We start from the raw sequence: 21,077 nt of genomic DNA, 5'->3' as shown, positions 1-21,077 counted from the left end.
TGCACGAACAGGGCGGGGGGCGGGGGTGGGGCGCCGGCGGGGCGGGCCTACGAGCGCGGTGAGGCTCCCGCGACGACCGCGTTGTCGAGCGCCGTTGCGTCCCAACCACGTGCGCCAGCAGCCCCCACGTTGGTCAGCAGCACCCACGCCACGCCGTGATCGGGATGCACCCACATCTCTGTGCCGGCCCACCCGGCGTGCCCGTACCCATCCGTGGTGTGCGATCCCGGGACCTCGCGCCGAAGGTTCACGGTGAATCCCCACGCAGTGCCGCTTTCCGGCGGGTACGGCTCAAGGCTCGGGATGCCATCGGTGAGAGAGGTGCGCATGATCGCCGCGGTGGCGGGGGACACGAGGCGGCCATCGTCGGCCAGTAGCGAGTGTGCGACTGCCAGCAGGTCAGCAACGGTGCCGACCGCTCCCGCGCCAGGATCTCTGTGCGCCGCAAAGGCATCCCAGTCGAGGACGGCGCCGTCGCGCAGAACGGGACGGTGGTCGGCCGCATCGGTGTCGAGGGTGATGCCGCCCGCCCCTACGCGCTCAAGCGTCGAACAGAAGAAGTCCTCGTAGTCCATGCCAGAGGCGTGCGCGATGAGCGCCGCGATCCCGGAGAACCCCACGGTGGAGTACCGCGACACGGTGCCTGCGGGGAAGTCACGCCCGGGCACGAGGAGATCCTCGGCCCGGCTCACGGCGCTGTCGAGTTCGGGCTCGGGAATGCCAGCGCTGTGGCTGGCAAGGTGGTGCAGGAGGACCTCGTCGTCGCGCTCGCGACCAAAGTTCGGCACGGCAGCCGCGAGGGGTGTGTCGAGGGTCAGCCGACCCTCATCGATGAGGCGTGCAGCGCACAGGCCGGTGAGAACCTTGGTGATCGAAAACAGCGGGTAGCGGTCGTGTTCGCGCGCGTCTCCAAAGGACTCGACGGTGATCGCTCCGTTCCGGTCGACCGCGCCGAGTACTGCGCCGGGGAGAAAACCCCTGTCGACGTGCGTGCGGGTCAACTGGATCGCGGCGTCCAGGTGCAGCATGCGAGCTCCTCAGGTATCGCGGGTGCGGCCCGCCCATCATCGGACTTCAGCGTTGCCGCGTGCGCATCCTATCGAGCGTCGGCCCCTGGCAGCGCGAACGTCACAGGTGCGAACTATCGTGGAGAAATGCCTGATGCCAAGCCCGCTGACGTGCCCACAGCGCCCACCTGGATCGTGGACGCCGTCCTGGCGCTGCCAGGAGCCAGCATCGTCCCGTATCCCGAGTGGGGCGCGCAGACGTTTCAGGTCGCCGGCAAGCACTTCGGCAGGTACGGCATGCTCGCGAATGGAGCGCCCGCACTCACTGTCAAAGGCGATCCCGAGGAAAACGTCGCGCTGCGAGAACAGTACGCATCCGTCACGCCTGGCCACTACGCGAACAAACGCTTGTGGATCTCGATCGCTCTCGAGGGTGACTGCCCGCGCGCGATCGCACTCGAGTGCGTGAGCGCCGCCTACGAGATTGTTCGGGCCTCGTTGCCCAAGCGGGTCCAAGCCGAGCTTGGCTGAGGCGGTCGCTCGCGCACCCGCGCCGCCGACGCGCCGATACACTGCCAGGGTGACTCCCGAGGAACTTGCCGCCCAGATCCGCACCGCCCTGCTCGAGGGCATCGATGACTCCGACTTCCAGTTGTCGCCGTTCGATGTGCCGCAGGACCTGCGCGTGGAACGCCCGCGCCAACGCGAGCACGGGGACTGGGCCACCAACATCGCCATGCAGCTGGCCAAGAAGGCTGGCACCAACCCGCGCGAGTTCGCCGACACGCTGGTCGAGCGCCTTGTCGACGTTGACGGGATTGCTTCCGCAGAGGTCGCTGGCCCGGGCTTCATCAACATCAGGCTCGCGGCGGGAGCTGCAGGCGAGCTCGCACGCGGGATTGTGCAGTACGGAAACGACTACGGTCGCGGCGAGTCCCTCACGGGCAAGACCGTCAACATCGAGTTTGTCTCCGCCAACCCGACCGGACCCATCCACCTTGGTGGCACCCGTTGGGCCGCGGTGGGTGACTCGCTGGCGCGCCTAATGGAGTTCCACGGCGCTCACGTGGTGCGCGAGTACTACTTCAACGACCACGGTTCGCAGATCGACAACTTTGCCGCATCGCTGTACGCCGTTGTCGCAGGTGAGGAAACCCCGGAAAACGGCTACGGCGGCCAGTACATCCAGGACATCGCCAACGAGGTCATGGTCGAGGCCATGGAGAACGGTGACAAGGACCCGCTCGAGCTGCCGCGCGACGAGGCTATCGAGTTCTTCCGCTTGCGCGGCGTGCGGCTGATGTTCAACGAGATCAAGCAGTCGTTGGCGGACTTTGGGGTGGAGTTCGACGTCTTCTTCCACGAGGACTCGCTGCATGAGTCCGGCAAGGTTGACCGCGCCCTCAAGGAACTCAAGAACTCGGGAGCCCTGTACGAGTCAGAGGGTGCGTGGTGGTTGCGCAGCACCGAGCACGGCGACGACAAGGACCGCGTCGTCATTAAGTCCGACGGCAACGCCGCGTACATCGCCGGCGACATCGCTTACATCCGTGACAAGGCGGAGCGTGGCGCTGACCTGTGCGTCTACCTGCTGGGCGCCGACCACCACGGCTACATCGCGCGCCTCAAGGCCGCCGCCGCAGCGCTCGGCTACGCGCCCGAGATCGTCGAGGTCATCATCGGCCAGCTCGTCAATCTCGTGAAGGATGGCGCCCCCGTGCGCATGTCCAAGCGTGCCGGCAACGTGGTGACGATGGAGGACCTCGTGGATGCCGTGGGTGTCGACGCAGCTCGCTACTCGCTGGCTCGCTCCTCCGCCGATTCGACCATCGACATTGACCTTGACCTCCTGTCCTCGGCGACCAACGCCAACCCGGTGTTCTACGTCCAGTACGCGCACGCCCGCGCGTTCTCCGTGGCACGCAACGCCGCGGAGTACGGCATCCGTCGTGATGACGGCTTCGACGCGAGCCTGCTGGAGCACGAGTGGGAGTCCAAGTTGCTCGGTGTGCTGGGAGAGTTCCCGCGTGTCGTGACACAGGCCGTTGAGTTCCGCGAGCAGCACCGTGTCGCGCGCTATCTCGAGGAACTGGCCTCGGTGTATCACGGCTGGTACGACCGCACGCGCGTGACGCCCCAGGGCGAGGAGGAGGTCACCGACCTGCACCGCACGCGCTTGTGGCTGAACGACGCGGTGCGCCAGGTGTTCGTGAACGGTCTGCGCCTGCTGGGCGTGTCCGCTCCCGAAAGGATGTAGCCGATGCCCGCATCGCCTTGGTCCCAGACCGTGGCGCGGGAGGCCGACGGCGCGCTGCGCGTTGGCGGCCTTGACGTGCGCGATCTCGCGGCAGAACACGGCACCCCGCTGTACGTCGTAGACGAGCAGGACTTCCGTGCGCGCGCGGCTGCTTTTCGCGACCACTTTGGCGCGGCGTTTGCTCGACACGGCGCGCAGATGGACGTCTTCTATGCCTCCAAGGCATTCCTGTCCTCCCAGGTCGCTGGGTGGATGAACGACGACGGCCTGTGCCTTGACGTCGCCTCCTTGGGTGAGTTGGAGGTGGCGCTGCGTGGCGGGATGCCGGCGCACCGCATCGGATTGCACGGCAACAACAAGCAGGTCGATGAGTTGACGCGCGCGCTTGAGGTAGGCGTGGGGCGCATCATCGTGGACTCGTTCACGGAGATCGAGGTTCTCAACGGGCTTGCCGCGTCTTTGGGCCGGCGTGCCCCCGTGTTGGTGCGCGTGACGACCGGCGTGCACGCGGGCGGTCACGAGTACATCGCGACCAGTCACGAGGATCAGAAGTTTGGCCTCTCGTTGGCCACCGGAGCGGCGCTTGAGGCTCTGCGGGCATGTCACGAGGCGGACCACCTGGACCTTCTGGGCATTCACACGCACATTGGCAGCCAGATCCTCTCGATCGATGCCTTCCGCGCTTCCGCCGACCGCATGCTGCGCCTGCGCGCGCAGTTCACGGAGGCCACGGGAGCGGACCTGCCAGAGGTGGACTTGGGTGGCGGGTACGCCATCGCGTACACGCAGGGCGCTGAGGCTTTGGATCCGGCCGATGCCGCGGTCGCCATTGCAGACGCCGTCGCCTCGGTCATGGGTGACCACGGTGGTACCTGGCCGCACTTCTCGATCGAGCCGGGGCGCGCCATTGCTGGGCCGGCGGGTCTGACCCTGTATTCGGTCGGTGTGGTCAAGCAGGTCTCGCTTGAAGATGGCGGGTCTAGGCAGTACGTCGCGGTGGACGGCGGCATGAGCGATAACCCGCGCACCATCATGTACGGCGCTGAATATGAGGCGACGCTCGCGTCCCGCGCCAGTGAGGCTCCTGCGACGCTGTCGCGCGTGGTCGGCAAGCACTGCGAGTCGGGAGATATCGTCGTGCGCGACGTTGATCTCCCCTCCGACGTGGAGCGCGGCGACCTGCTCGCTGTCGCCGCGACGGGAGCCTATGGCCGCTCCATGGCCTCGACGTACAACAATGCGCTACGGCCAGCCGTCGTCGCCGTGCGCGACGGACGCTCGCGCGTGTTGGTGCGCCGCGACACCATCGCTGACTTGCTCGATTGGGACGTGCCCGCCTAGGCCCGTGTTGGCTGCGCCCGGACGATGCGACCGTTGCACCTGGGCACGGAACAACGGCAATTGCTGCCGTGTTGACGCCTCTGTGACGTATCGCGGCGGAAGACGTCTGCCGCGGCAGAATCGAGGAGGTAGAGATGTCTGACGCACACGACAAGGACACCCGAGAAGCCACCGACGCGCTGAAGGCGATCGCGGATGAGGTGGAGGCTGAGCGTGAGCAAGGCGGTTCGACCGCAGTGCCGAACGATGACACTCCTGAGGACAACGCCCCCACCAGGGAAGACCATGAGGATGAGCCCATCGTTGACCCAGGCGTCGTCATTCACCCGCCGCGCAACACCCCCACGTCGTAGCCGTCTCTGAGGATGATCTGAGAACGCTCGCGACGTTCACTAAGGACGGGCGCTCCCGGTGCCCGTGAGTGGAAGGAGCAGGCGATGTCGATGACTGACCACGAAGGCACGGAAGCACTGAAGCGCCTCGCCGATGAGGTGGAGGCGGAACGTCGCGCGAAGGACCACACACCCTTCGACGCGCAGGGGGAGTCAGAAGACGACCCCGTCCACGCGGCAGACGCCGATCACGATCGCACGAGCGACAATCCCGACCGCCCCAAGGACGGCGGCGCGGGAATGGTTCCGCCGGCGGTTCTCGGCCAGTAGTCGCCGCACGCACGCCCGGTCCGCAGATCCCTCAGCCTGCGGGCCGGGCGTCGCTGTATCCGGGGTCGGCGAGCGCAGGCCCGGTGAACACTGGCCCGTCGAGCCCAGGCCCGGCGAGCGCAGGCCCGGCGAGCGCGGGTCAGGTAGACCTAGCGGTCGGCGAGCCCAGCCCACTCAGTGAGCGCGTCGAGGTCGTCGACAATCTCATCCATGACTCTGTCGAAGGTGTCCTGCGCGTGGCCCCACGGGTCGTCGAGGCTACGCAGCGGGGCGGGGTCGTCGAGCCGGGCGTGGTCGAGCGTCCCGGCTAACGCTTCGAGGCGCGATTCCGGGGAGGCCCCTACCGGGGCGTCGGCCCGGCCGGCCAGTTCCACCGCCTCCTTCAAGCCGAACATGTGAGGTGCGCGCCCGCCCCACTCTTGCTCAATCCACCGTGCGTGCTGCTGAGTCGCGACCAGCACCAGGTCTGCGCGCGACAGGATCCCGTAGTCGAGCTGGGTGGGCCGGTGGCGGGGGATGGTGAGGCCGTGGCGGACGGCGGCAGCGCGCATGGGCTGCGGGACATCGAGGCCTACCTCCGCGTAGATGCCGGCGCTCGCGACCTCCGCCGCGTTGCCCCACCGCTCACGCGCGTAGTAGTGCATTGCGGGGGAGCGGCAGATGTTTCCGGTGCAAACCATGACGACTCGAGGTGCGTTGCTCATGCCTGTCGAGACTAGATGACGGCATGCGTCGCCCGCCAACGACCGCCCAGAGCCGAGCCTAGGCAACTGACGTCTACGCCGGCCCCCGCGTGACCGTTGCGCGGTCGCCAGGGTGGCCGTACAGGGTGCCCTCGTACTGTTTGAGTGTCGCGATAATGACGAAGCTCAGCGTCACCAGGAGCGCCCAGGACCCCAGCTTGCCCACGTGGACGGCTTGCCAGAAGCTCGCCTGGTCCGGGTACTGCCATGCGCCCAGGAACGTCCCCATGTTCTCGGCAATCCACAGGAAGAACGCGATCAGCACAAACGCGATCGCGAGCGGCATGCGCAGGCGGGCGTCCTTGACTGTGTAGTAGACCCAGGTGCGGCGCATCTCAAGAATGAACAGCGCGGCGATGATCCACCGCAGGTCCCAGATCCAATGGTGTGTGAAGAAGTTGAGGTAGGCGGCGATCGCTAACAGGGTGAGGGGAAGCGGTCGGTACCCCGTGACGCGCAGGTCAAAGCGTCGCCATGCTTGGCAGATGTATGACCCGACCGCGGCGTACATGAATCCCGAGTACAGCGGCACACCCCACACCATGAGGGTGCCTTCGTCTGGGTAGGTCCACGATCCTTGCTGGACCTTGAAGATCTCCATCACGAGTCCCAAGAGGTGGAACAGCAGGACGACGCCTACCTCGCGCAGGGTCTCCATACCGGTCGCCCACATGCCCACGGTGATGGCGACGCCGGCGATCAGCAACGCGTCGTAGCGCGGGATGGGCAGGTCGATGTAGTCAGTGGCGGCCATCGCGATGAACAGCGCGATTGCGAAGGTGAGGGACACGAGGTTCGTCAGCGCGAACGCCCACAGCAGCGTCCAGACGCGCCACGCGCGGGCGCGCCATGAGACCGGGGGAGCCGGGGCGCGAGATTCCGAGGTCACGGGAGCCACTGTCGCATGACTGGGGGCCGATGCCGGGAAGGCGACGCGCTCCGATAGAGTAAGCGCCGTGTCCACCGCCATCAGCCCCGTGAAGATCGCCATCCTCGGATGCGGGACCGTCGGCACCCAAGTGGTCCGACTCCTGACCGAGCAGCAGACCGACCTGTCCGCCCGCGTGGGCGCGCAGGTCGAGATCGCTGGCGTGTATGTCCGTGACACGTCCGTCACTCGTGACCCCGTGGTTCCGACCGCGCTGCTCACCGATGACGTGGACGCCCTCATTGATGGGGCCGATGTCGTGGTCGAGTTGATGGGCGGGCTTGAGCCTGCGCGGACGCACATCGTGCGCGCATTGACGGCCGGCAAGGCAGTCGTGACGGCGAACAAGGCGCTGCTCGCGACGCACGGAGCTGAGTTGTACGAGGCGGCCGATGCCGCTGGCACTGACCTCTACTTCGAGGCCGCAGTGGCCGGAGCCATCCCCCTTGTGCGTCCGGTGCGCGAATCCCTTGCGGGGGACACCGTGACGCGCATTCTGGGCATCGTCAACGGCACCACAAACTACGTGCTGGACGAGATGACGACCAAGGGGCTGGACTACGGCGAAGTTGTCGCGGAGGCGCAGCGCCTGGGCTACGCAGAGGCGGACCCGACCGCGGACGTGGGCGGCCACGACGCCGCCGCGAAAGCCGCGATCTTGGCCTCGCTCGCGTTCCACCAGCGAGTCTCGCTTGACGATGTGTACTGCGAAGGCATCACGGAGATCACGGCCGCAGATATTGCTGCCGCCAAGGAGACCGGCCACGTCATCAAGTTGCTCGCGATTGCGGAGCGGACGGATGCGGGCGTCTCGGTGCGCGTGTACCCCGCACTGCTGCCGACCGCCCACCCCCTCGCGAGCGTGAGGGGCGCCTTCAACGCAGTGTTTGTCGAGGCGGAAGCGGCCGGTGAGCTCATGTTCTACGGCCAGGGCGCCGGCGGCGCACCCACGGCATCGGCCGTTCTTGGCGACGTTGTGTCGGTTGCACGGCACGTGGCCGGCGGCGGTCGCGGTCCGCGCGAGTCGAACTACGCCAGCCATGACCTGTTGCCTATTGGAGGTGCGCACACCCGCTACGCGGTCCGCATGAGCGTGCACGACAAGCCGGGCGTGCTCTCGCGCGTTGCGGATGCCTTCGCGCGTCACGGCGTCGGGATCGGCTCGGTGCTTCAGGTGCCCGATGCTGAGCGCGCCTCGCTCATCATCTCGACGCACCGCGCGCAGGAGGAGTCCCTGCGCGCTACGGTCGACGAGGTGCGCGCCATGGACGCCGTGGGCGAAGTGTTGTCCGTCCTGAGGATTGAGGGAGAGTAATGGCTCACGTGTGGCGCGGCATTGTCCGCGAATACTTGGACCGCATGCCGTTCGACGAGGACGACCGCATTGTTTCGCTCGGCGAAGGCGGCACCCCCCTCGTGTACGCCCGGTCCATCTCCGAGGAGGTGGGCGCGAACGTCTACGTGAAGTACGAGGGGATGAACCCCACCGGCTCTTTCAAAGACCGCGGCATGACCTCGGCGATGACGCAGGTCGTGAAGGACGGTGACCACACCGTCGTGTGTGCCTCCACCGGCAACACGTCCGCGTCTGCGGCCGCCTATGCGGCACACGCGGGCCTCAACTGTGTGGTGATGATCCCTGAGGGCAAGATCGCCGCAGGCAAGATGGCGCAGGCCATCGTTCACGGCGCCAAGCTAGTGCAGGTAGACGGAAACTTCGACGAGTGCCTCGATATTGTGCGCACCCTGTCGGAGGAGTATCCGGTTGCGCTGGTCAACTCAGTGAACCCGTACCGCCTCCAAGGCCAAAAGACGGCGGCCTTCGAAATTGTCGACCAGTTGGGCGATGCTCCCGACATCCACATGCTTCCGGTCGGCAACGCCGGCAACATCTCTGCTTATTGGATGGGCTTCAAGGAGTACGCCGAGGCGGGCATTGCGACCCGGACCCCACGCATCTGGGGCGTGCAGGCCGAGGGTGCCGCGCCGTTCATCCACGGCGGACCCATCAAGGACCCGGAGACGGTCGCCACTGCCATTCGGATTGGCAAGCCGGCGTCGTGGGACAAGGCCATCGCTGCGCGCGATGAGTCCGGCGGCTGGATTCGCGCGGTGTCCGACCCCCAGATCCTGAACGCACAGGCGCGGCTGGCTGCCGACGTGGGCGTCTTCGTTGAGCCCGCATCTGCGGCGCCCATCGCGGGCCTGTTGACCGCCGCAGCCTTGGGCGAGGTGCCAGAGGGCGCGACCATTACCTGCACGGTCACTGGCAACGGTCTGAAGGACACGGCGACGGCGCTGCAGGGCCGCGAGGTGAACCCCGAGGTCATCCCGGTTGACGTGGCGGCGGCTGCGAAGGCGCTGGGACTGTAGCCATGCGTGTGGGCGCTGACCATGTGGTCGTGACCGTTCCCGCGACGGCGGGGAATCTTGGTCCCGGCTTTGATTCGCTCGGCCTTGCGCTGGGCGTGGCTGATGAACTGCATGTGCGTGCTGTGGCGTCCACTGGCGTCACGCTCGACATCGAGGGTGAGGGCGCTGACTCCCTCCCGCGTGACGAATCACACCTGGTCGTGCGCGCGCTTCGGGCGGCCCTGGATCATGTGGGAGCGTCGCAGACGGGTCTGGCCATTCGCGCCATCAACCGCATTCCGCACGGTCGCGGGTTGGGGTCGTCGGCTGCCGCTGTGGTGGCAGGCATCTCCGCAGCCCGTGGATTGATCGCGGAGCCCGAGGCCCTCTCGCCTGAGATTGCGTTGCAGATCGCGACGTCCTTCGAGGGGCACCCTGACAACGCGGCGCCCGCGATTTGGGGTGGGGCGACCGTGGCATGGATGGAGGGGCCGCTCCCTCACGCCACGCCCGTGGATATGGCCGACGGTCTGGAGACAGCCGTCCTCGTGCCCGGTTCCGTGCTTCCCACCAAGCAGGCTCGCTCTGTTCTCCCCGCTCAGGTGCCGCACGCGGACGCGGCGTTCAACGTGGGTCGCGCGGCGCTCCTGGTGAGCGCACTCGCCGGACAGAACGACCACCTTTTTGCCGCGACCGAGGATCGCCTGCACCAGCAGTACCGTGCTGAGGTCATGCCCGCGGCGATGGCGATGCTGAAGCATCTGCGTGACCAAGGCCTGGCTGCCGTCGTTTCGGGAGCCGGGCCTTCTGTCTTGGTGCTGGGGCGCGGCCTGGAGGCTGCCGGTTTGGCCGAGGGCATGCCGCAGTGGGCGCGCGGTATTGGCGGCGAGAACTGGCGCGTGGTCCGCTCGGTTGAGCGTGTGCCGGGCGCGACCACGCGGCGCGTCTGACGCCGCCGACGGAGGCGCCCGGTCGCGGCCGCTGCCTCCCGAACGCACGGTGACGTGCGTGCCGGTAAGTGCTGATGCTGGCAGTCACGACGGACCCGGGCCTAGGATGGCTCCACGCAAGGACGCGAAAGGATGGCAATGAGCAGGTTGTGTTTGATTGTCCGCGGCGGCTGGCCCGGGCACGATCCCGTCGCTGCGACTGACCATTTCATCCCGACGCTCGAGCAGTTGGGCTTTAGCTACGACGTCGAAGACACCCCAGAGATCTATGCAGATGCCACGGTGATGTCGCGATACGACCTCATTGTGCAGTCCGTGACCATGGGTTCCGCGACGGTCGACGAGGTCGACGGTCTGCGGGAGGCCGTCGCTCGCGGCGCTGGTCTGGCCGGATGGCACGGCGGCCTGATCGACTCGTACCGCAACTCCCCGGACTACCTTCAACTCGTGGGCGCGCAGTTTGCTGCACATCCGCACGCGGGCGCCAATCGCGGGCGCACCGACGTGGAGCCCTACCGCGACTACACGGTGCGCGTCACGGAACACGGACGCCAGCACCCCATCACGGCTGATGTCGCTGACTTCGACGTGTCGACGGAGCAGTATTGGGTGTTGACCGACTCGCACAATCGGGTGCTGTTGGACTGCGAACTCAAGCCCGATGCCGGTGACGAGTGGGATGAGCCGCTCACCATGCCAGTGGCGTGGACACGCCAGTGGGGTAAGGGCCGCATCTTTGCCGTCACCCTGGGCCACACTCTTGATGTTCTGGAGCGGCCCGAGGTCGCCGGCGTGGTGGAACGCGGCATGGATTGGGCGGCGCGCTGACCTCGCGCGCTCGTGTTGCCGTGCTGGCCGCCGCGACTATGCTCGCCGCATGACGATCCGCCCCGCGACCGATGCTGACCGCGACGCCATTGCCCGCATTTGCCTGCTGACTGGCAACGCTGGAGGCGATGCGACGGGTATGTACGGGGATGAGACCGCGCTCGCGGATGTGTACGCCACCCCGTACCTGGACGGCCCCGGCTCCTTTGCGCTGGTGTGGGACCAGGGAGAGGGCGCGATCGGATATTGCGTCGGCACGAGCGACACGGCTGCGTTCCAGGCGTGGTTCACGCGTACGTGGTGGCCGTCGGTCGCGCACGCGCACCCGTTGCGAACGGAGGCAGACGAGACCCTGTTGCGCGCGGCGACCAACGCGGAACGCATGATGACGCCGCTCGTCGAGGATTACCCCGCCCATCTCCACATTGACTTGCTGCCCCAGGCGCAGGGCAAGGGTGCTGGCCGCCAGCTCATCGAGGCCGCCGTGGCTATCCTCGCCGACCGCGGTGTGCCAGGGGTCCACCTCGGTATCGACCCCGCCAACGTGGGAGCGGCCGCGTTCTACCCCCGCGTGGGTTTTCAGGTGGCGCCCGGGTCGCCCGGCGACGCCTTTGTGCGCGCGATCTCGCCCGCTGAAGCCTAGAAGCGGAGCCTCATGCCGGCATCGGCCGGACTCACTTCACTGACAGCGGATACGTATACGTTGCACCAGTGCAAGGCGTTACAGTGAAACGGTGACGACCCGCGCCGCCTGCGCGAGGCGTGTCATGCAGGCACCTTCGGGTGCCTCAGTGCTGTGAGGAGAATCCATGACCGCGCTCGCGGAACGCCAGGAGTCCACCACGGAGCAGTTCAAGGAGGGCACCCTGTGGGGCCTTCTCGTCGAGTCGGTCAAGCCTTACTGGCAGCCGCTGACTGGCGTGATCCTGTTCCAGCTGGGCTCCTCGATTGCCAACCTGTACCTGCCGAGCCTGAATGCCGACATCATCGACAATGGCGTCGCGACGGGAGACGTGCCGTACATCTGGCGCGTGGGCGGCATCATGCTGGTGCTGTCCTTGCTGCAGATCGCTTGCTCCATTGTCGCCGTCTACTTTGGTGCCAAGGTAGCGATGGCCGTCGGGCGCGACCTACGCGCCAAGATCTTTGCACGCGTGGGGACCTACTCCGAGAATGAGGTCCAGCGGTTCGGTGCGCCCAGCCTCATCACCCGCTCGACCAACGACGTGCAACAGGTCCAAATGTTGGTGCTGATGAGTTGCACGCTGCTCGTCACTGCGCCCTTCATGGCGATCGGCGGCATGTTTATGGCCCTGCATCAGGACGTCGCCTTGGCGTGGATCCTAGTGGTCGCGATTCCCGTGCTTTTGATCGCCGTCATCCTCATCATCTGGCGCATGGTTCCTCACTTCCAGCGCATGCAAAAGCGCATCGACGTGGTCAACCGTGTCATGCGAGAGCAGCTCACCGGCATCCGCGTGGTGCGCGCCTTTGTGCGTGAGCCTCAGGAGCGCGACCGGTTTGCCGATGCCAACGCCGCGGTCACCGAATCCGCATACAAGGCCGGCCGCCTCATGGCCGCGATGTTCCCCATCGTCATGCTCGTGATGAACATCTCCTCGGTGGCGGTGTTGTGGTTCGGTGCTGAACGGGTGGAGAACGGGCAGATGGAGGTGGGAGCCCTCACCGCCTTCTTGACCTACATCATTCAGATCCTCATGGCCGTGATGATGGCGACCTTCCTCTTTGTCATGGTGCCGCGCGCGTCCGTGTCGGCTGACCGCATTAGCGAGGTGCTCGCGACCGAGACGTCCGTGCGCGAGACGGCGAGGGCTCACACTCCTGAGAGCGCGACCGGGGTGGTCGAGTTTGATGACGTCACGTTCGCCTATCCCGGGGCCGAGGAACCCGTCCTCAAGAATGTGTCGTTCACCGCCCGCCCGGGGACGACGACCGCGATCATCGGTTCGACGGGCGCCGGAAAGTCCACCTTGGTGGGATTGGTGCCACGCCTGTATGACGCCACGTCGGGTGCCGTCCGCATCGACGGCGTCGACGTGCGCGACACGGATCTGGAAGCCTTGTGGCAGCGCATGGGACTGGTGCCGCAGCGTCCCTACCTGTTCTCCGGCACCGTCGCCTCCAACCTGCGCTACGGCGCCCAGGATGCGACGGAGGAGGAACTGTGGGAGGCCCTGACGGTCGCCCAGGGAGACGACTTTGTGCGCGCGATGCCAGACGGCCTCGATTCCGCGATCGCCCAGGGCGGGACCACGGTCTCGGGTGGTCAGCGCCAGCGTTTGTCCATTGCGCGGGCACTCGTGCGCAAGCCTCAGGTGCTGTTGTTCGATGACTCATTCAGTGCGCTCGACACCGCCACCGATGCGCGCCTACGGGCGGCGCTCGCTCAGGCCGCCGCTGACGCCACGGTCATCGTGGTGGCGCAGCGCGTGTCCAGCATTGTCGAGGCAGACCTGATTTTGGTACTTGAGGACGGCGAGGTGGTCGCGCGCGGCACGCACGACGAACTTCTGGCGAGTTCGGAGACCTACCAAGAGATTGTCAGTACCCAGCTGCGGGCGGAGGAGGCGTGATGAGCGAGGACAAGAAGTCCGCAACGGTCACCGCCCAACGGCCGCGCGGCGGGGGCCCTGGCCACGGTCCAGCGGCAGGCATGCCAACCGAGAAGGCCATGAACTTTGGGCCGTCGCTCAAGCGCCTCTTCGCGCAGCTGGCGCCGGAGCGCTGGTTGGTCTATCTCGTGATCGTGCTCGGTGCTGGGTCGGTGGCGCTGTCCGTGGTGGGGCCCAAGGTGTTGGGCAACGCGACCACGACCATCTTCGAAGGTTTTGTCACGGGCACTGGCATCGACTTTGACTCGCTGCACCGCACGTTGTGGATCGTGGTCGTCATCTACGTCGCGTCCGGCATCCTCGCGCTCGCGCAGGGCTGGATTCTCAACGGCGTGACGCAGCGCACGGTCTACCGACTGCGCGAACGCGTGGAAGAGAAGGTCCACAGCCTCCCGCTGAGCTACTTTGACCGGCACACGCGCGGCGAGTTGCTGAGCCGAGTGACCAACGACATCGACAACGTTTCGCAGACGCTGCAACAGACCCTGAGCCAGCTCTTCACCTCCGTGCTGACCATCATTGGCGTCCTCATCATGATGGTGTGGATCTCGCCGCTGCTGGCGCTGATTGCGGTGGTGTCGATTCCGCTGACCGTGCTGATCGTGGCGCAGGTTGCTAAGCGTTCGCAGGTCAAGTTCGTGGACCAGTGGAAGTACACGGGCGAGCTGAACGGCACTATCGAGGAGACCTACACGGGCCACTCGCTGGTAAAGGTGTTTGGACGTCAGGCGAAGACGCAGCAGGAGTTTGACGCCAAGAACGAGGAGCTCTACCAAGCGAGCTTTGGCGCGCAGTTCATTTCCGGCATCATCATGCCGGCAGCGATGTTCGTCGGGAACCTGGTGTACGTCGCCATCGCCGTGGTCGGTGGTGTGATGGTGGCTGGCGGCTCACTGCCCATTGGTGACGTCCAGGCGTTCATCCAGTACTCGCGCCAGTTCCAGCAACCCCTCAGCCAGTTGGGCTCAATGTTCAACCTGCTGCAGTCCGGAGTTGCCAGCGCTGAGCGCGTGTTCGAGTTCCTGGACGCTGAGGACGAGAGCGCAGACCCCGAGCCTGCCCAGACGCCCCAGAAGTTCCGCGGGCGCCTCCAGTTCGAGGACGTGGAATTTTCCTACGAGGAGGACAAGCCGCTCATCTCCGGGCTGTCCCTCACCGCTGAACCTGGCAAGACGGTCGCGATTGTGGGGCCAACGGGCGCTGGCAAGACCACGCTGGTCAACCTCATCATGCGGTTCTACGAACTCGATGGCGGGCGCATCACGCTCGACGGCACTGACATTGCGCAGATGACTCGTGAGGACCTCCGCTCGCGTACCGGAATGGTGTTGCAGGACGCCTGGCTCTTTGGCGGCACCATCCGCGACAACATCGCCTACGGCCGTCCAGACGCGAGCGAGGATGACATCCTCGCTGCCGCGAAGGCCGCCTACGTCGACCGCTTTGTGCACTCGCTGCCGGACGGCTACGACACGGTGATCGATGACGACGCCACCAACGTCTCGGTGGGCGAACGTCAGCTCATCACGATCGCGCGCGCCTTCGTCGCACAGCCGTCCGTGCTGATCTTGGATGAGGCGACGAGCTCCGTTGACACCCGCACGGAGCTGTTGGTGCAACACGCCATGGAGGACCTGCGCAAGGACCGCACCAGCTTTGTGATCGCGCACCGCCTCTCCACGATCCGGGACGCCGACTTGATCCTCGTGATGGAGCACGGCGACATCGTGGAGCAGGGCTCGCATGAGGAGCTCATCGCGGCCAAGGGCGCGTATTCGCGGCTCTATGAAGCGCAGTTCGCCGCGCCCATCGACGAGCTCGAGGATCCCGCCCCGGCCACAGGCGAACTGCCCACCATGACCGCGGACGCCACCATGGCCGGCGCTCCGGTGATGCCCATCGAGGGCACGACGGAGAGCGACGACGAGCCGCCGGTGGAGGACCAGCCAAGAGCATAAGTCACAGCTACCCCCTCACCACCCTTCCGCCAAATGGCTCCATTTCGTTGTTTTAGGGAGCCGTAACGAGCAGATCGTGCCACTTGAGGGCATCTGCTGGCTGTCCGTGTGACGCAAGAAGGGCGGCCATCCCCGAGGGGACGGCCGCCCTTCTTGCGCTCTGAGGGTGGTGCTACCCGGCCCCTCCGCCGGAACTGGAGCTCGCCTCTCGGTTCGCGAAACGCTGCTGCAGCATGACGGCGCCCACGATGATGATGCCCTTGGCGACCAACTGCACCGACGAGGACAGGTTGTTCTGGGTGAACACGTTGTTGAGCGTCGCGAACAGCAGCACGCCCAGCACGGTGCCGCCGATCGTGCCGCGGCCTCCGATCAGCAGGGTGCCGCCGACCACCACAGCCGCGATCGCGTCGAGCTCGTACAGCATGCCGTGGGTGGACGTGCCTGCGGTGGTCCGGGCCAGCGTCATGGTGGCGCCGATTCCCGCGCACGCGCCGGCAATCATGTACAGGTACACGGTGTGGCGCTTGACGGCCACGCCGGCGAGGCGGGCGGCGGTCGCGTTTCCACCGATGGCCACGGTGCGCCGCCCAAAGGTGGTGCGGTTCAGGACAAACCACCCTGCGAGCGCGGTCAGTGCAAAGATCCACACCACCCACGAGATGCCCAGCAGGTCGCCGCGGAAGAAGTCCAAGAACCCGTTGTTCGTGACCACCTGAGTCTGACGCTGCGAGATGAGCTCGGCGAGTCCGCGTGCCGCGGCCAGCATGGCGACCGTGGCGATGAATGCCACGACCTTGCCGTAGGCGATGATGAGGCCGTTTGTCAGGCCCGCCAGGACACCGACGGCGATGGCCACGAACACCATCAGTGGCCAGAAGCCGTCCGCCGCCGTCTGGATCGCGCCTAGGGACGCGACCACGGAGGACAGGCCCAGGACTGAACCCACGGAGAGGTCGATTCCGCCGGCGGTGATCACGAAGGTCATGCCGATCGCGACCACGCCAATCACCGACGCGAGGCGGGCGATGACCAGCATGTTGTCGAGGTTCATGAAGTTGTCGCCTGCGGTGACGGCGCCCACGATGACCAGCAGGATGAGGCCGATCACGAGTCCGATGTTGCGGCCGGCTGAGGAGGAGAAGGCACGCTGGACGAGGCTTGGTTCGTCCGCGCTGGGCGTGGTGCTTACCTCCGACGAGGCGGGGGACTGGGGGGTGGTGGTCGGCTCGCTCACGCGGCACTTCCCTTCATGACGAGGTCGAGCACACCGTGCTCGTCGATCTCGGAGGTGGGTCGTTCATCAAGAACATGGCCATCGGCCAGGACAAGAACGCGGTCGGCGAGCCCCAGCACCTCTTCGATCTCCGAAGAGACCACGAGGATGGCGGTGCCGGCGGCCGCGAGGTCACGGATGAGTCCGTAAATCTCGACGCGTGCCCCGACATCGACGCCGCGGGTGGGCTCGTCGAGGATCAGCACGTCGGTGCCGTGAATGAGCCAGCGCGCCAGCATGATCTTCTGCTGGTTGCCCCCAGACAGCGTGCGGGTGATGCGGTTGGGCTCGGCTGGCCGCAGTTCGAGAGCCTTCATCTGCTCCTCGGTCGCGCGCCTTTCTGCGCCCTCGTCCAGCAGTGCGCCCTTGGCGAAGCGCGCGAAGGTCGACAGCGTGGCATTGCGGTAGATCGGCTCCTCAAGCAGCAAGCCTTGGCTCTTGCGCTCCTCGGGCGACAGCCCCATGTTGGCGCTGACTGCGGCGCTGACCGAGCCTGGTCGCAACGTCTTGCCGTGCACCTTGACAGTGCCGGTGGTGGCCTTGCGGTGGCCGTAGATGGTCTCGAGGATCTCCGAGCGTCCGGAGCCGACCAGTCCCGCCAGGCCCACGATCTCGCCCGCCTTCACGGACAGGTTGACCCCGTCGAAGGTGCCAGCGAGGCTGAGGTTGGAGACCTCGAGGATGGTGGGGGCGTCGTCGGCGACCGGAGCGCGCTGGGGGAAAGCGTGCTCGACATCGGTGCCGGTCATGAGCGGAATGAGTTCGCGCGTGGGGGTGTCAGCGACCGCAAGATTGGACCCCACCGACTTGCCGTCCTTGAGGACCGTGATGCGGTCGCCAATGCGCTCGATCTCCTCGAGGCGGTGCGAAATGTAGATCACCGCGATGCCCTGGTTGGTGAGTTCATCGACCACGCGGAACAGGTTGTTGACCTCCTCCGTGTCCAGCACCGCCGAGGGCTCATCCATGATCATCAGCTGGATGTCGTGGGACAGCGCACGCGCCATCGACACAATCTGCTGGTTGGCGGGGGACAGCGTGCCAACCTCGCGCGTGGGGCTGAGCTGCGGGTGTCCCAGCCGCTGCATCAATGCGCGGGTGCGTTTATTGGCCTCACGTCGCTTGAGCACACCGCCGGTCTCCAACTCGTGGCCCAAGAAGATGTTCTCCGCGATGGACAGTCCGTCCACGACGTCGAGTTCTTGGTACATGGTGGCAATGCCGAGCTCGAGCGCGGCCACAGGGTTGTCGATGGTGACAACCTCGCCGTTCCATCTGATCTCGCCCTCGTCCGGCTGGTGGGCGCCGGACAGGGTCTTGATCAGGGTCGACTTGCCGGCGCCGTTTTGGCCGAGCACACAGTGCACCTCTCCCGGGCGCACGTCGAGTGTGACGCCCTGCAACGCTCGGGCGCTTCCAAAGGTCTTGATGAGGCCCCGTACCTCGAGTAGTGACGCGGGGTGGTCGTCTTTGATCACGAAGCGAACATAACACGCCCCTTATGGCGGACCGCAAGAGCGGCGGCTGGGGGTGTCGTGTGAGGTCTCATAGGCATGACGGGTCGCTACAGGGTTAAATAGCAGGCATTTTGTTCGGTGGCGCGTACTTCGGCTGGGAACTTCTGTTGCCAAAACGTTATGACGAGAGACAAACAAAAGTTGCGCATTGGGCGCTCGATGGTGCTAGCGTGACGATTGTCAGTGTGGACATCACAAGACCCCGTCGCCCCCGCGACGCGGGCCCTGAATGAGCCGCATCGCTGGCAATGACGACAGTGATCCACATCAGGAGGAAGCCATGAACGCACCCCGCTCCACTCGCAGGAGGATGCTCGCAGCAGGAACGGCAGTTATCGCCACCGCTGCGCTGCTCACCGCATGTAGCTCGGACAGCGAGGACAGCACCGACGACGCCAGCGGCGACAGCACCGCGGTCGCCGAGGACGGCGGCACCGCGAACGATGAGGCCGGCGAGACGGTCGTGATCGGTTTCTCGGGTCCCGCCGCAGACCACGGCTGGCTGGGCGCCATCAACTCGGCCGCGATTGCCAAGGGCGACAGCTACGACGACGTCGACCTGCGCGTGGCAGAGGGCACCAACGACGCCAACCTGCAGATCAGCCAGGTCGAGACGTTCGTCAACGACGGCGTCGACGCCATTGTGCTGCTGCCGACAGACGGCGCTGCCTTGACGGAAGCCGCCATCAACGCCATGAACGCCGGCGTCCCCGTCGTGAACGTGGACCGTGAGTTCTCGTCCACCGAGGCCGCACGCGTCACCATCCTCGGTGACAACTACGGCATGGGCGTGAGCGCAGGTACCTACATCTGCGAGAACGTCGACGACCCGGCGTCGGCGATCGTCGGCGAGATCGCGGGCATCGACTCGCTCCCGCTCACCCAGGACCGCACTGCGGGCTTCAACGACGCGCTTGCGGAGTGCGGGATCACCGTGTCCGCGAGGGTTGCTGCCGACTTCACCATCGCCGGCGGCCAGGAAGTGACGGCCCAGCTGCTGTCCGCGAACCCCGAGTTCGACGCCATCTGGAACCACGATGACGACCAGGGCATCGGCGTCCTCGCGGCCATCGATGAGGCCGGACGCGACGAGTTCTTCATGGTGGGCGGTGCAGGTTCGCTCAACGCGATGAACGACATCAAGGAAGGCGACACCGTCCTCCAGGCAACGGTCATCTACCCCTCGACCCAGGCAGCTGACGGCGTGGCACTCGCCCGCCTGCTCGCCCAGGGCAAGGACATGAACGACCTGGCCTCGCCAGGAGTCCCGCACCGCATCGTGCTGGACGCTCCTGTGGTCACGGCGGACAACGTCGACGAGTACATCGAGTACGGGTTCGAGTCGTAAGGAGCCGGCCGGGGCGCGCCACCGCGCGCCCCGGCCCATCCAGTTCCCTTCCGTTCCCGACGGAACCGACTCAGACGGAAAGAGTGCACAAGCATGACCAAGAATGCTCGCGTGGCGATGATCGGCAACGGCTTCATGGGAGCGGCACACTCCCAGGGCTGGCGCGTGGCGCCCCGCTTCTTTGACCTGCCCCTGCGGCCCCAGATGGCCGTCATGGTGGGGCGCAACCCCGACAAGAATGCCCAGCTCGCGCAGGCGTGGGGGTGGGAGGAGTCCAGCGAGGACTTCGCCGCCACGATCGCGCGCGACGACATCGACATCGTAGACATCGTGACGCCCGGCAACCTTCACTGCGACATGGCGATCGCGGCGCTCGAGGCTGGCAAGCACGTGCTGTGCGAGAAGCCGCTGGCCAACACCGTGGATGAGGCGAGGCGGATGGCCCAGGCGGCACACACCGCCGCGCAGAACGGCATCTACGCGATGGTGGGCTTCACCTATCGTCGCGTTCCTGCGGCGACGTTCGCTCGCGATCTTGTGGCGCGCGGCGCGGTCGGCACCGTCCGGCAGGTCAGGGCGCAGTATCTACAAGACTGGCTCGCCGACCCGCAGGCGCCGCTCACGTGGCGCATGGATAAGTCCAAGGCTGGATCAGGCGCTCTTGGCGACATTGGTGCTCACGCCGTCGACCTTGCCCAGTACATCACGGCGGATTCCCTCGCGACGGTGAGCGGCACCATCGAGACCTTCGTCAAGGAACGTCCCGTGCTGGGTCAGGGCCAGGGACTGTCGGGTTCCGCCGGCGAGGGCACTGGCCCCGTCACGGTCGACGACTTTGCCGCCTTTACCGGGCGCTTTGACTCCGGCGCGGTGGGAGTGTTCGAGGCAACGCGCTTCGCCACGGGGCGCAAGAACGCGTTGCAGGTGGAGGTTGCGGGGGACAAGGGATCGATCCTGTTCAACCTCGAGGACATGAACGCTGTGCAGTACTACGACGCCACAGCGCCTGCGACGGAACAGGGCTTCCGCCGGATTTACGTGACGGAGGCGGACCACCCCTATATGGCGGCGTGGTGGCCCCCTGGCCACATGCTCGGCTACGAGCATGGCTTCAGTCACCAGGCGAAGGACTTTATCGAGGCCATCGCCAGCGGCGAGCAGCCACGTCCGTCCTTTGAAGACGGCTACCAGGTGCAGCGCGTGCTCGACGCCGTTGAACGCAGTTCCGGTGCCGGTAGCGCATGGACCAGCACGGCCGCCGCGTAAGCGCGGAGCCG

General features: G+C 66.2%; 19 protein-coding genes. 14 read left to right on the top strand and 5 right to left on the bottom strand.

Annotation, left to right across the window (positions count from 1 at the left end; all coding sequences use genetic code 11):
- Window positions 1–47: 47 nt before the first annotated feature.
- On the bottom strand, window positions 48–1,028 hold the full coding sequence (locus AOP75_RS11720) for a serine hydrolase domain-containing protein (protein ID WP_236683169.1): 981 nt from the start codon (window positions 1,026–1,028) through the stop codon (window positions 48–50).
- A gap of 126 nt (window positions 1,029–1,154) precedes the next feature.
- Between AOP75_RS11720 and AOP75_RS11715 the strand changes: the two genes are divergently transcribed.
- The 5 genes from AOP75_RS11715 (at window position 1,155) to AOP75_RS12675 (ending at window position 5,267) form a co-directional block, all read left to right on the top strand.
- The gene (locus AOP75_RS11715) at window positions 1,155–1,538 is read left to right on the top strand and encodes an MmcQ/YjbR family DNA-binding protein (RefSeq protein WP_062079263.1); all 384 of its coding nucleotides are present in this window, start codon (window positions 1,155–1,157) and stop codon (window positions 1,536–1,538) included.
- Between the two features lie 49 nt (window positions 1,539–1,587).
- On the top strand, window positions 1,588–3,264 hold the full coding sequence (gene argS, locus AOP75_RS11710; protein ID WP_062079262.1) for an arginine--tRNA ligase: 1,677 nt from the start codon (window positions 1,588–1,590) through the stop codon (window positions 3,262–3,264).
- 3 nt (window positions 3,265–3,267) lie between these two features.
- Entirely contained in the window at window positions 3,268–4,605 is a 1,338-nt protein-coding gene (lysA, locus tag AOP75_RS11705) for a diaminopimelate decarboxylase (protein WP_062079261.1), read from the top strand.
- Between the two features lie 134 nt (window positions 4,606–4,739).
- Window positions 4,740–4,958 carry a hypothetical protein gene (locus AOP75_RS11700; protein WP_062079260.1) on the top strand — a complete coding sequence of 73 codons (219 nt, stop codon included), beginning with the start codon at window positions 4,740–4,742 and terminating at the stop codon, window positions 4,956–4,958.
- An 84-nt stretch (window positions 4,959–5,042) separates the two neighbouring features.
- Complete coding sequence (locus tag AOP75_RS12675; RefSeq protein WP_062079259.1) at window positions 5,043–5,267, top strand: hypothetical protein; 225 nt, start codon at window positions 5,043–5,045, stop codon at window positions 5,265–5,267.
- A gap of 149 nt (window positions 5,268–5,416) precedes the next feature.
- Here the strand turns inward: AOP75_RS12675 and AOP75_RS11690 are convergent, their stop codons facing one another.
- Both AOP75_RS11690 and AOP75_RS11685 read right to left on the bottom strand, forming a co-directional pair.
- Window positions 5,417–5,971 carry an arsenate reductase/protein-tyrosine-phosphatase family protein gene (locus AOP75_RS11690; protein WP_083966951.1) on the bottom strand — a complete coding sequence of 185 codons (555 nt, stop codon included), beginning with the start codon at window positions 5,969–5,971 and terminating at the stop codon, window positions 5,417–5,419.
- Window positions 5,972–6,044: 73 nt separating this feature from the next.
- On the bottom strand, window positions 6,045–6,899 hold the full coding sequence (locus AOP75_RS11685; RefSeq protein WP_236683168.1) for a DUF817 domain-containing protein: 855 nt from the start codon (window positions 6,897–6,899) through the stop codon (window positions 6,045–6,047).
- Between the two features lie 67 nt (window positions 6,900–6,966).
- Here AOP75_RS11685 and AOP75_RS11680 point away from each other — a divergent pair, with 67 nt between their 5' ends.
- From AOP75_RS11680 to AOP75_RS11650, 7 genes are all read left to right on the top strand, one after another.
- Window positions 6,967–8,253 carry a homoserine dehydrogenase gene (locus AOP75_RS11680; protein ID WP_062079257.1) on the top strand — a complete coding sequence of 429 codons (1,287 nt, stop codon included), beginning with the start codon at window positions 6,967–6,969 and terminating at the stop codon, window positions 8,251–8,253.
- Entirely contained in the window at window positions 8,253–9,311 is a 1,059-nt protein-coding gene (gene thrC / locus AOP75_RS11675) for a threonine synthase (RefSeq protein ID WP_062079256.1), read from the top strand. The genes AOP75_RS11680 and thrC overlap by 1 nt, the downstream gene beginning before the upstream one ends.
- A 29-nt stretch (window positions 9,312–9,340) precedes the next feature.
- Entirely contained in the window at window positions 9,341–10,240 is a 900-nt protein-coding gene (gene thrB / locus AOP75_RS11670) for a homoserine kinase (RefSeq protein WP_439645204.1), read from the top strand.
- A 138-nt stretch (window positions 10,241–10,378) separates the two neighbouring features.
- The gene (locus tag AOP75_RS11665; RefSeq protein ID WP_062079275.1) at window positions 10,379–11,068 is read left to right on the top strand and encodes a ThuA domain-containing protein; all 690 of its coding nucleotides are present in this window, start codon (window positions 10,379–10,381) and stop codon (window positions 11,066–11,068) included.
- A gap of 49 nt (window positions 11,069–11,117) precedes the next feature.
- Complete coding sequence (locus tag AOP75_RS11660; RefSeq protein WP_062079254.1) at window positions 11,118–11,711, top strand: GNAT family N-acetyltransferase; 594 nt, start codon at window positions 11,118–11,120, stop codon at window positions 11,709–11,711.
- A 166-nt stretch (window positions 11,712–11,877) separates the two neighbouring features.
- On the top strand, window positions 11,878–13,662 hold the full coding sequence (locus AOP75_RS11655; protein WP_062079253.1) for an ABC transporter ATP-binding protein: 1,785 nt from the start codon (window positions 11,878–11,880) through the stop codon (window positions 13,660–13,662).
- Window positions 13,662–15,659, top strand: a complete 1,998-nt coding sequence (locus tag AOP75_RS11650; RefSeq protein ID WP_201774164.1) for an ABC transporter ATP-binding protein — start codon at window positions 13,662–13,664, stop codon at window positions 15,657–15,659. The genes AOP75_RS11655 and AOP75_RS11650 overlap by 1 nt, the downstream gene beginning before the upstream one ends.
- Window positions 15,660–15,831: 172 nt before the next feature.
- On the opposite strand, the gene AOP75_RS11645 is transcribed toward AOP75_RS11650, so the two are convergent.
- Together AOP75_RS11645 and AOP75_RS11640 are read right to left on the bottom strand one after the other, a co-directional pair.
- Window positions 15,832–16,896, bottom strand: a complete 1,065-nt coding sequence (locus AOP75_RS11645; RefSeq protein ID WP_062079252.1) for an ABC transporter permease — start codon at window positions 16,894–16,896, stop codon at window positions 15,832–15,834.
- Window positions 16,893–18,413, bottom strand: a complete 1,521-nt coding sequence (locus AOP75_RS11640) for a sugar ABC transporter ATP-binding protein (protein WP_083966950.1) — start codon at window positions 18,411–18,413, stop codon at window positions 16,893–16,895. Before AOP75_RS11640 ends, AOP75_RS11645 begins: the two co-directional genes overlap by 4 nt.
- Window positions 18,414–18,732: 319 nt before the next feature.
- Between AOP75_RS11640 and AOP75_RS11635 the strand changes: the two genes are divergently transcribed.
- Window positions 18,733–19,800 carry a substrate-binding domain-containing protein gene (locus tag AOP75_RS11635; protein ID WP_062079251.1) on the top strand — a complete coding sequence of 356 codons (1,068 nt, stop codon included), beginning with the start codon at window positions 18,733–18,735 and terminating at the stop codon, window positions 19,798–19,800.
- Window positions 19,801–19,893: 93 nt separating this feature from the next.
- Window positions 19,894–21,066: a Gfo/Idh/MocA family protein gene (locus AOP75_RS11630; RefSeq protein WP_236683167.1), complete on the top strand. Its 1,173-nt coding sequence runs from the start codon at window positions 19,894–19,896 to the stop codon at window positions 21,064–21,066.
- Window positions 21,067–21,077: the final 11 nt, after the last annotated feature.

Origin of the sequence: Demequina globuliformis, assembly GCF_000975155.1 — a bacterium.
Taxonomy (GTDB): domain Bacteria; phylum Actinomycetota; class Actinomycetes; order Actinomycetales; family Demequinaceae; genus Demequina; species Demequina globuliformis.
The sequence above is the reverse complement of the archived record's forward strand: the minus strand, read 5'-3'. Positions and strand labels throughout refer to the sequence as shown.

Excerpts from the sequence above, each read along its gene's own strand:
- AOP75_RS11720 (WP_236683169.1), bottom strand. The coding sequence starts at position 1,028 with ATGCTGCACCTGGACGCCGCGATCCAGTTGACCCGCACGCACGTCGAC.
- AOP75_RS11715 (WP_062079263.1), top strand. The coding sequence starts at position 1,155 with ATGCCTGATGCCAAGCCCGCTGACGTGCCCACAGCGCCCACCTGGATC.
- lysA (WP_062079261.1), top strand. The coding sequence starts at position 3,268 with ATGCCCGCATCGCCTTGGTCCCAGACCGTGGCGCGGGAGGCCGACGGC.
- AOP75_RS11700 (WP_062079260.1), top strand. The coding sequence starts at position 4,740 with ATGTCTGACGCACACGACAAGGACACCCGAGAAGCCACCGACGCGCTG.
- AOP75_RS12675 (WP_062079259.1), top strand. The coding sequence starts at position 5,043 with ATGTCGATGACTGACCACGAAGGCACGGAAGCACTGAAGCGCCTCGCC.
- AOP75_RS11690 (WP_083966951.1), bottom strand. The coding sequence starts at position 5,971 with ATGAGCAACGCACCTCGAGTCGTCATGGTTTGCACCGGAAACATCTGC.
- thrC (WP_062079256.1), top strand. The coding sequence starts at position 8,253 with ATGGCTCACGTGTGGCGCGGCATTGTCCGCGAATACTTGGACCGCATG.
- AOP75_RS11665 (WP_062079275.1), top strand. The coding sequence starts at position 10,379 with ATGAGCAGGTTGTGTTTGATTGTCCGCGGCGGCTGGCCCGGGCACGAT.
- AOP75_RS11660 (WP_062079254.1), top strand. The coding sequence starts at position 11,118 with ATGACGATCCGCCCCGCGACCGATGCTGACCGCGACGCCATTGCCCGC.
- AOP75_RS11655 (WP_062079253.1), top strand. The coding sequence starts at position 11,878 with ATGACCGCGCTCGCGGAACGCCAGGAGTCCACCACGGAGCAGTTCAAG.
- AOP75_RS11650 (WP_201774164.1), top strand. The coding sequence starts at position 13,662 with ATGAGCGAGGACAAGAAGTCCGCAACGGTCACCGCCCAACGGCCGCGC.
- AOP75_RS11635 (WP_062079251.1), top strand. The coding sequence starts at position 18,733 with ATGAACGCACCCCGCTCCACTCGCAGGAGGATGCTCGCAGCAGGAACG.
- AOP75_RS11630 (WP_236683167.1), top strand. The coding sequence starts at position 19,894 with ATGACCAAGAATGCTCGCGTGGCGATGATCGGCAACGGCTTCATGGGA.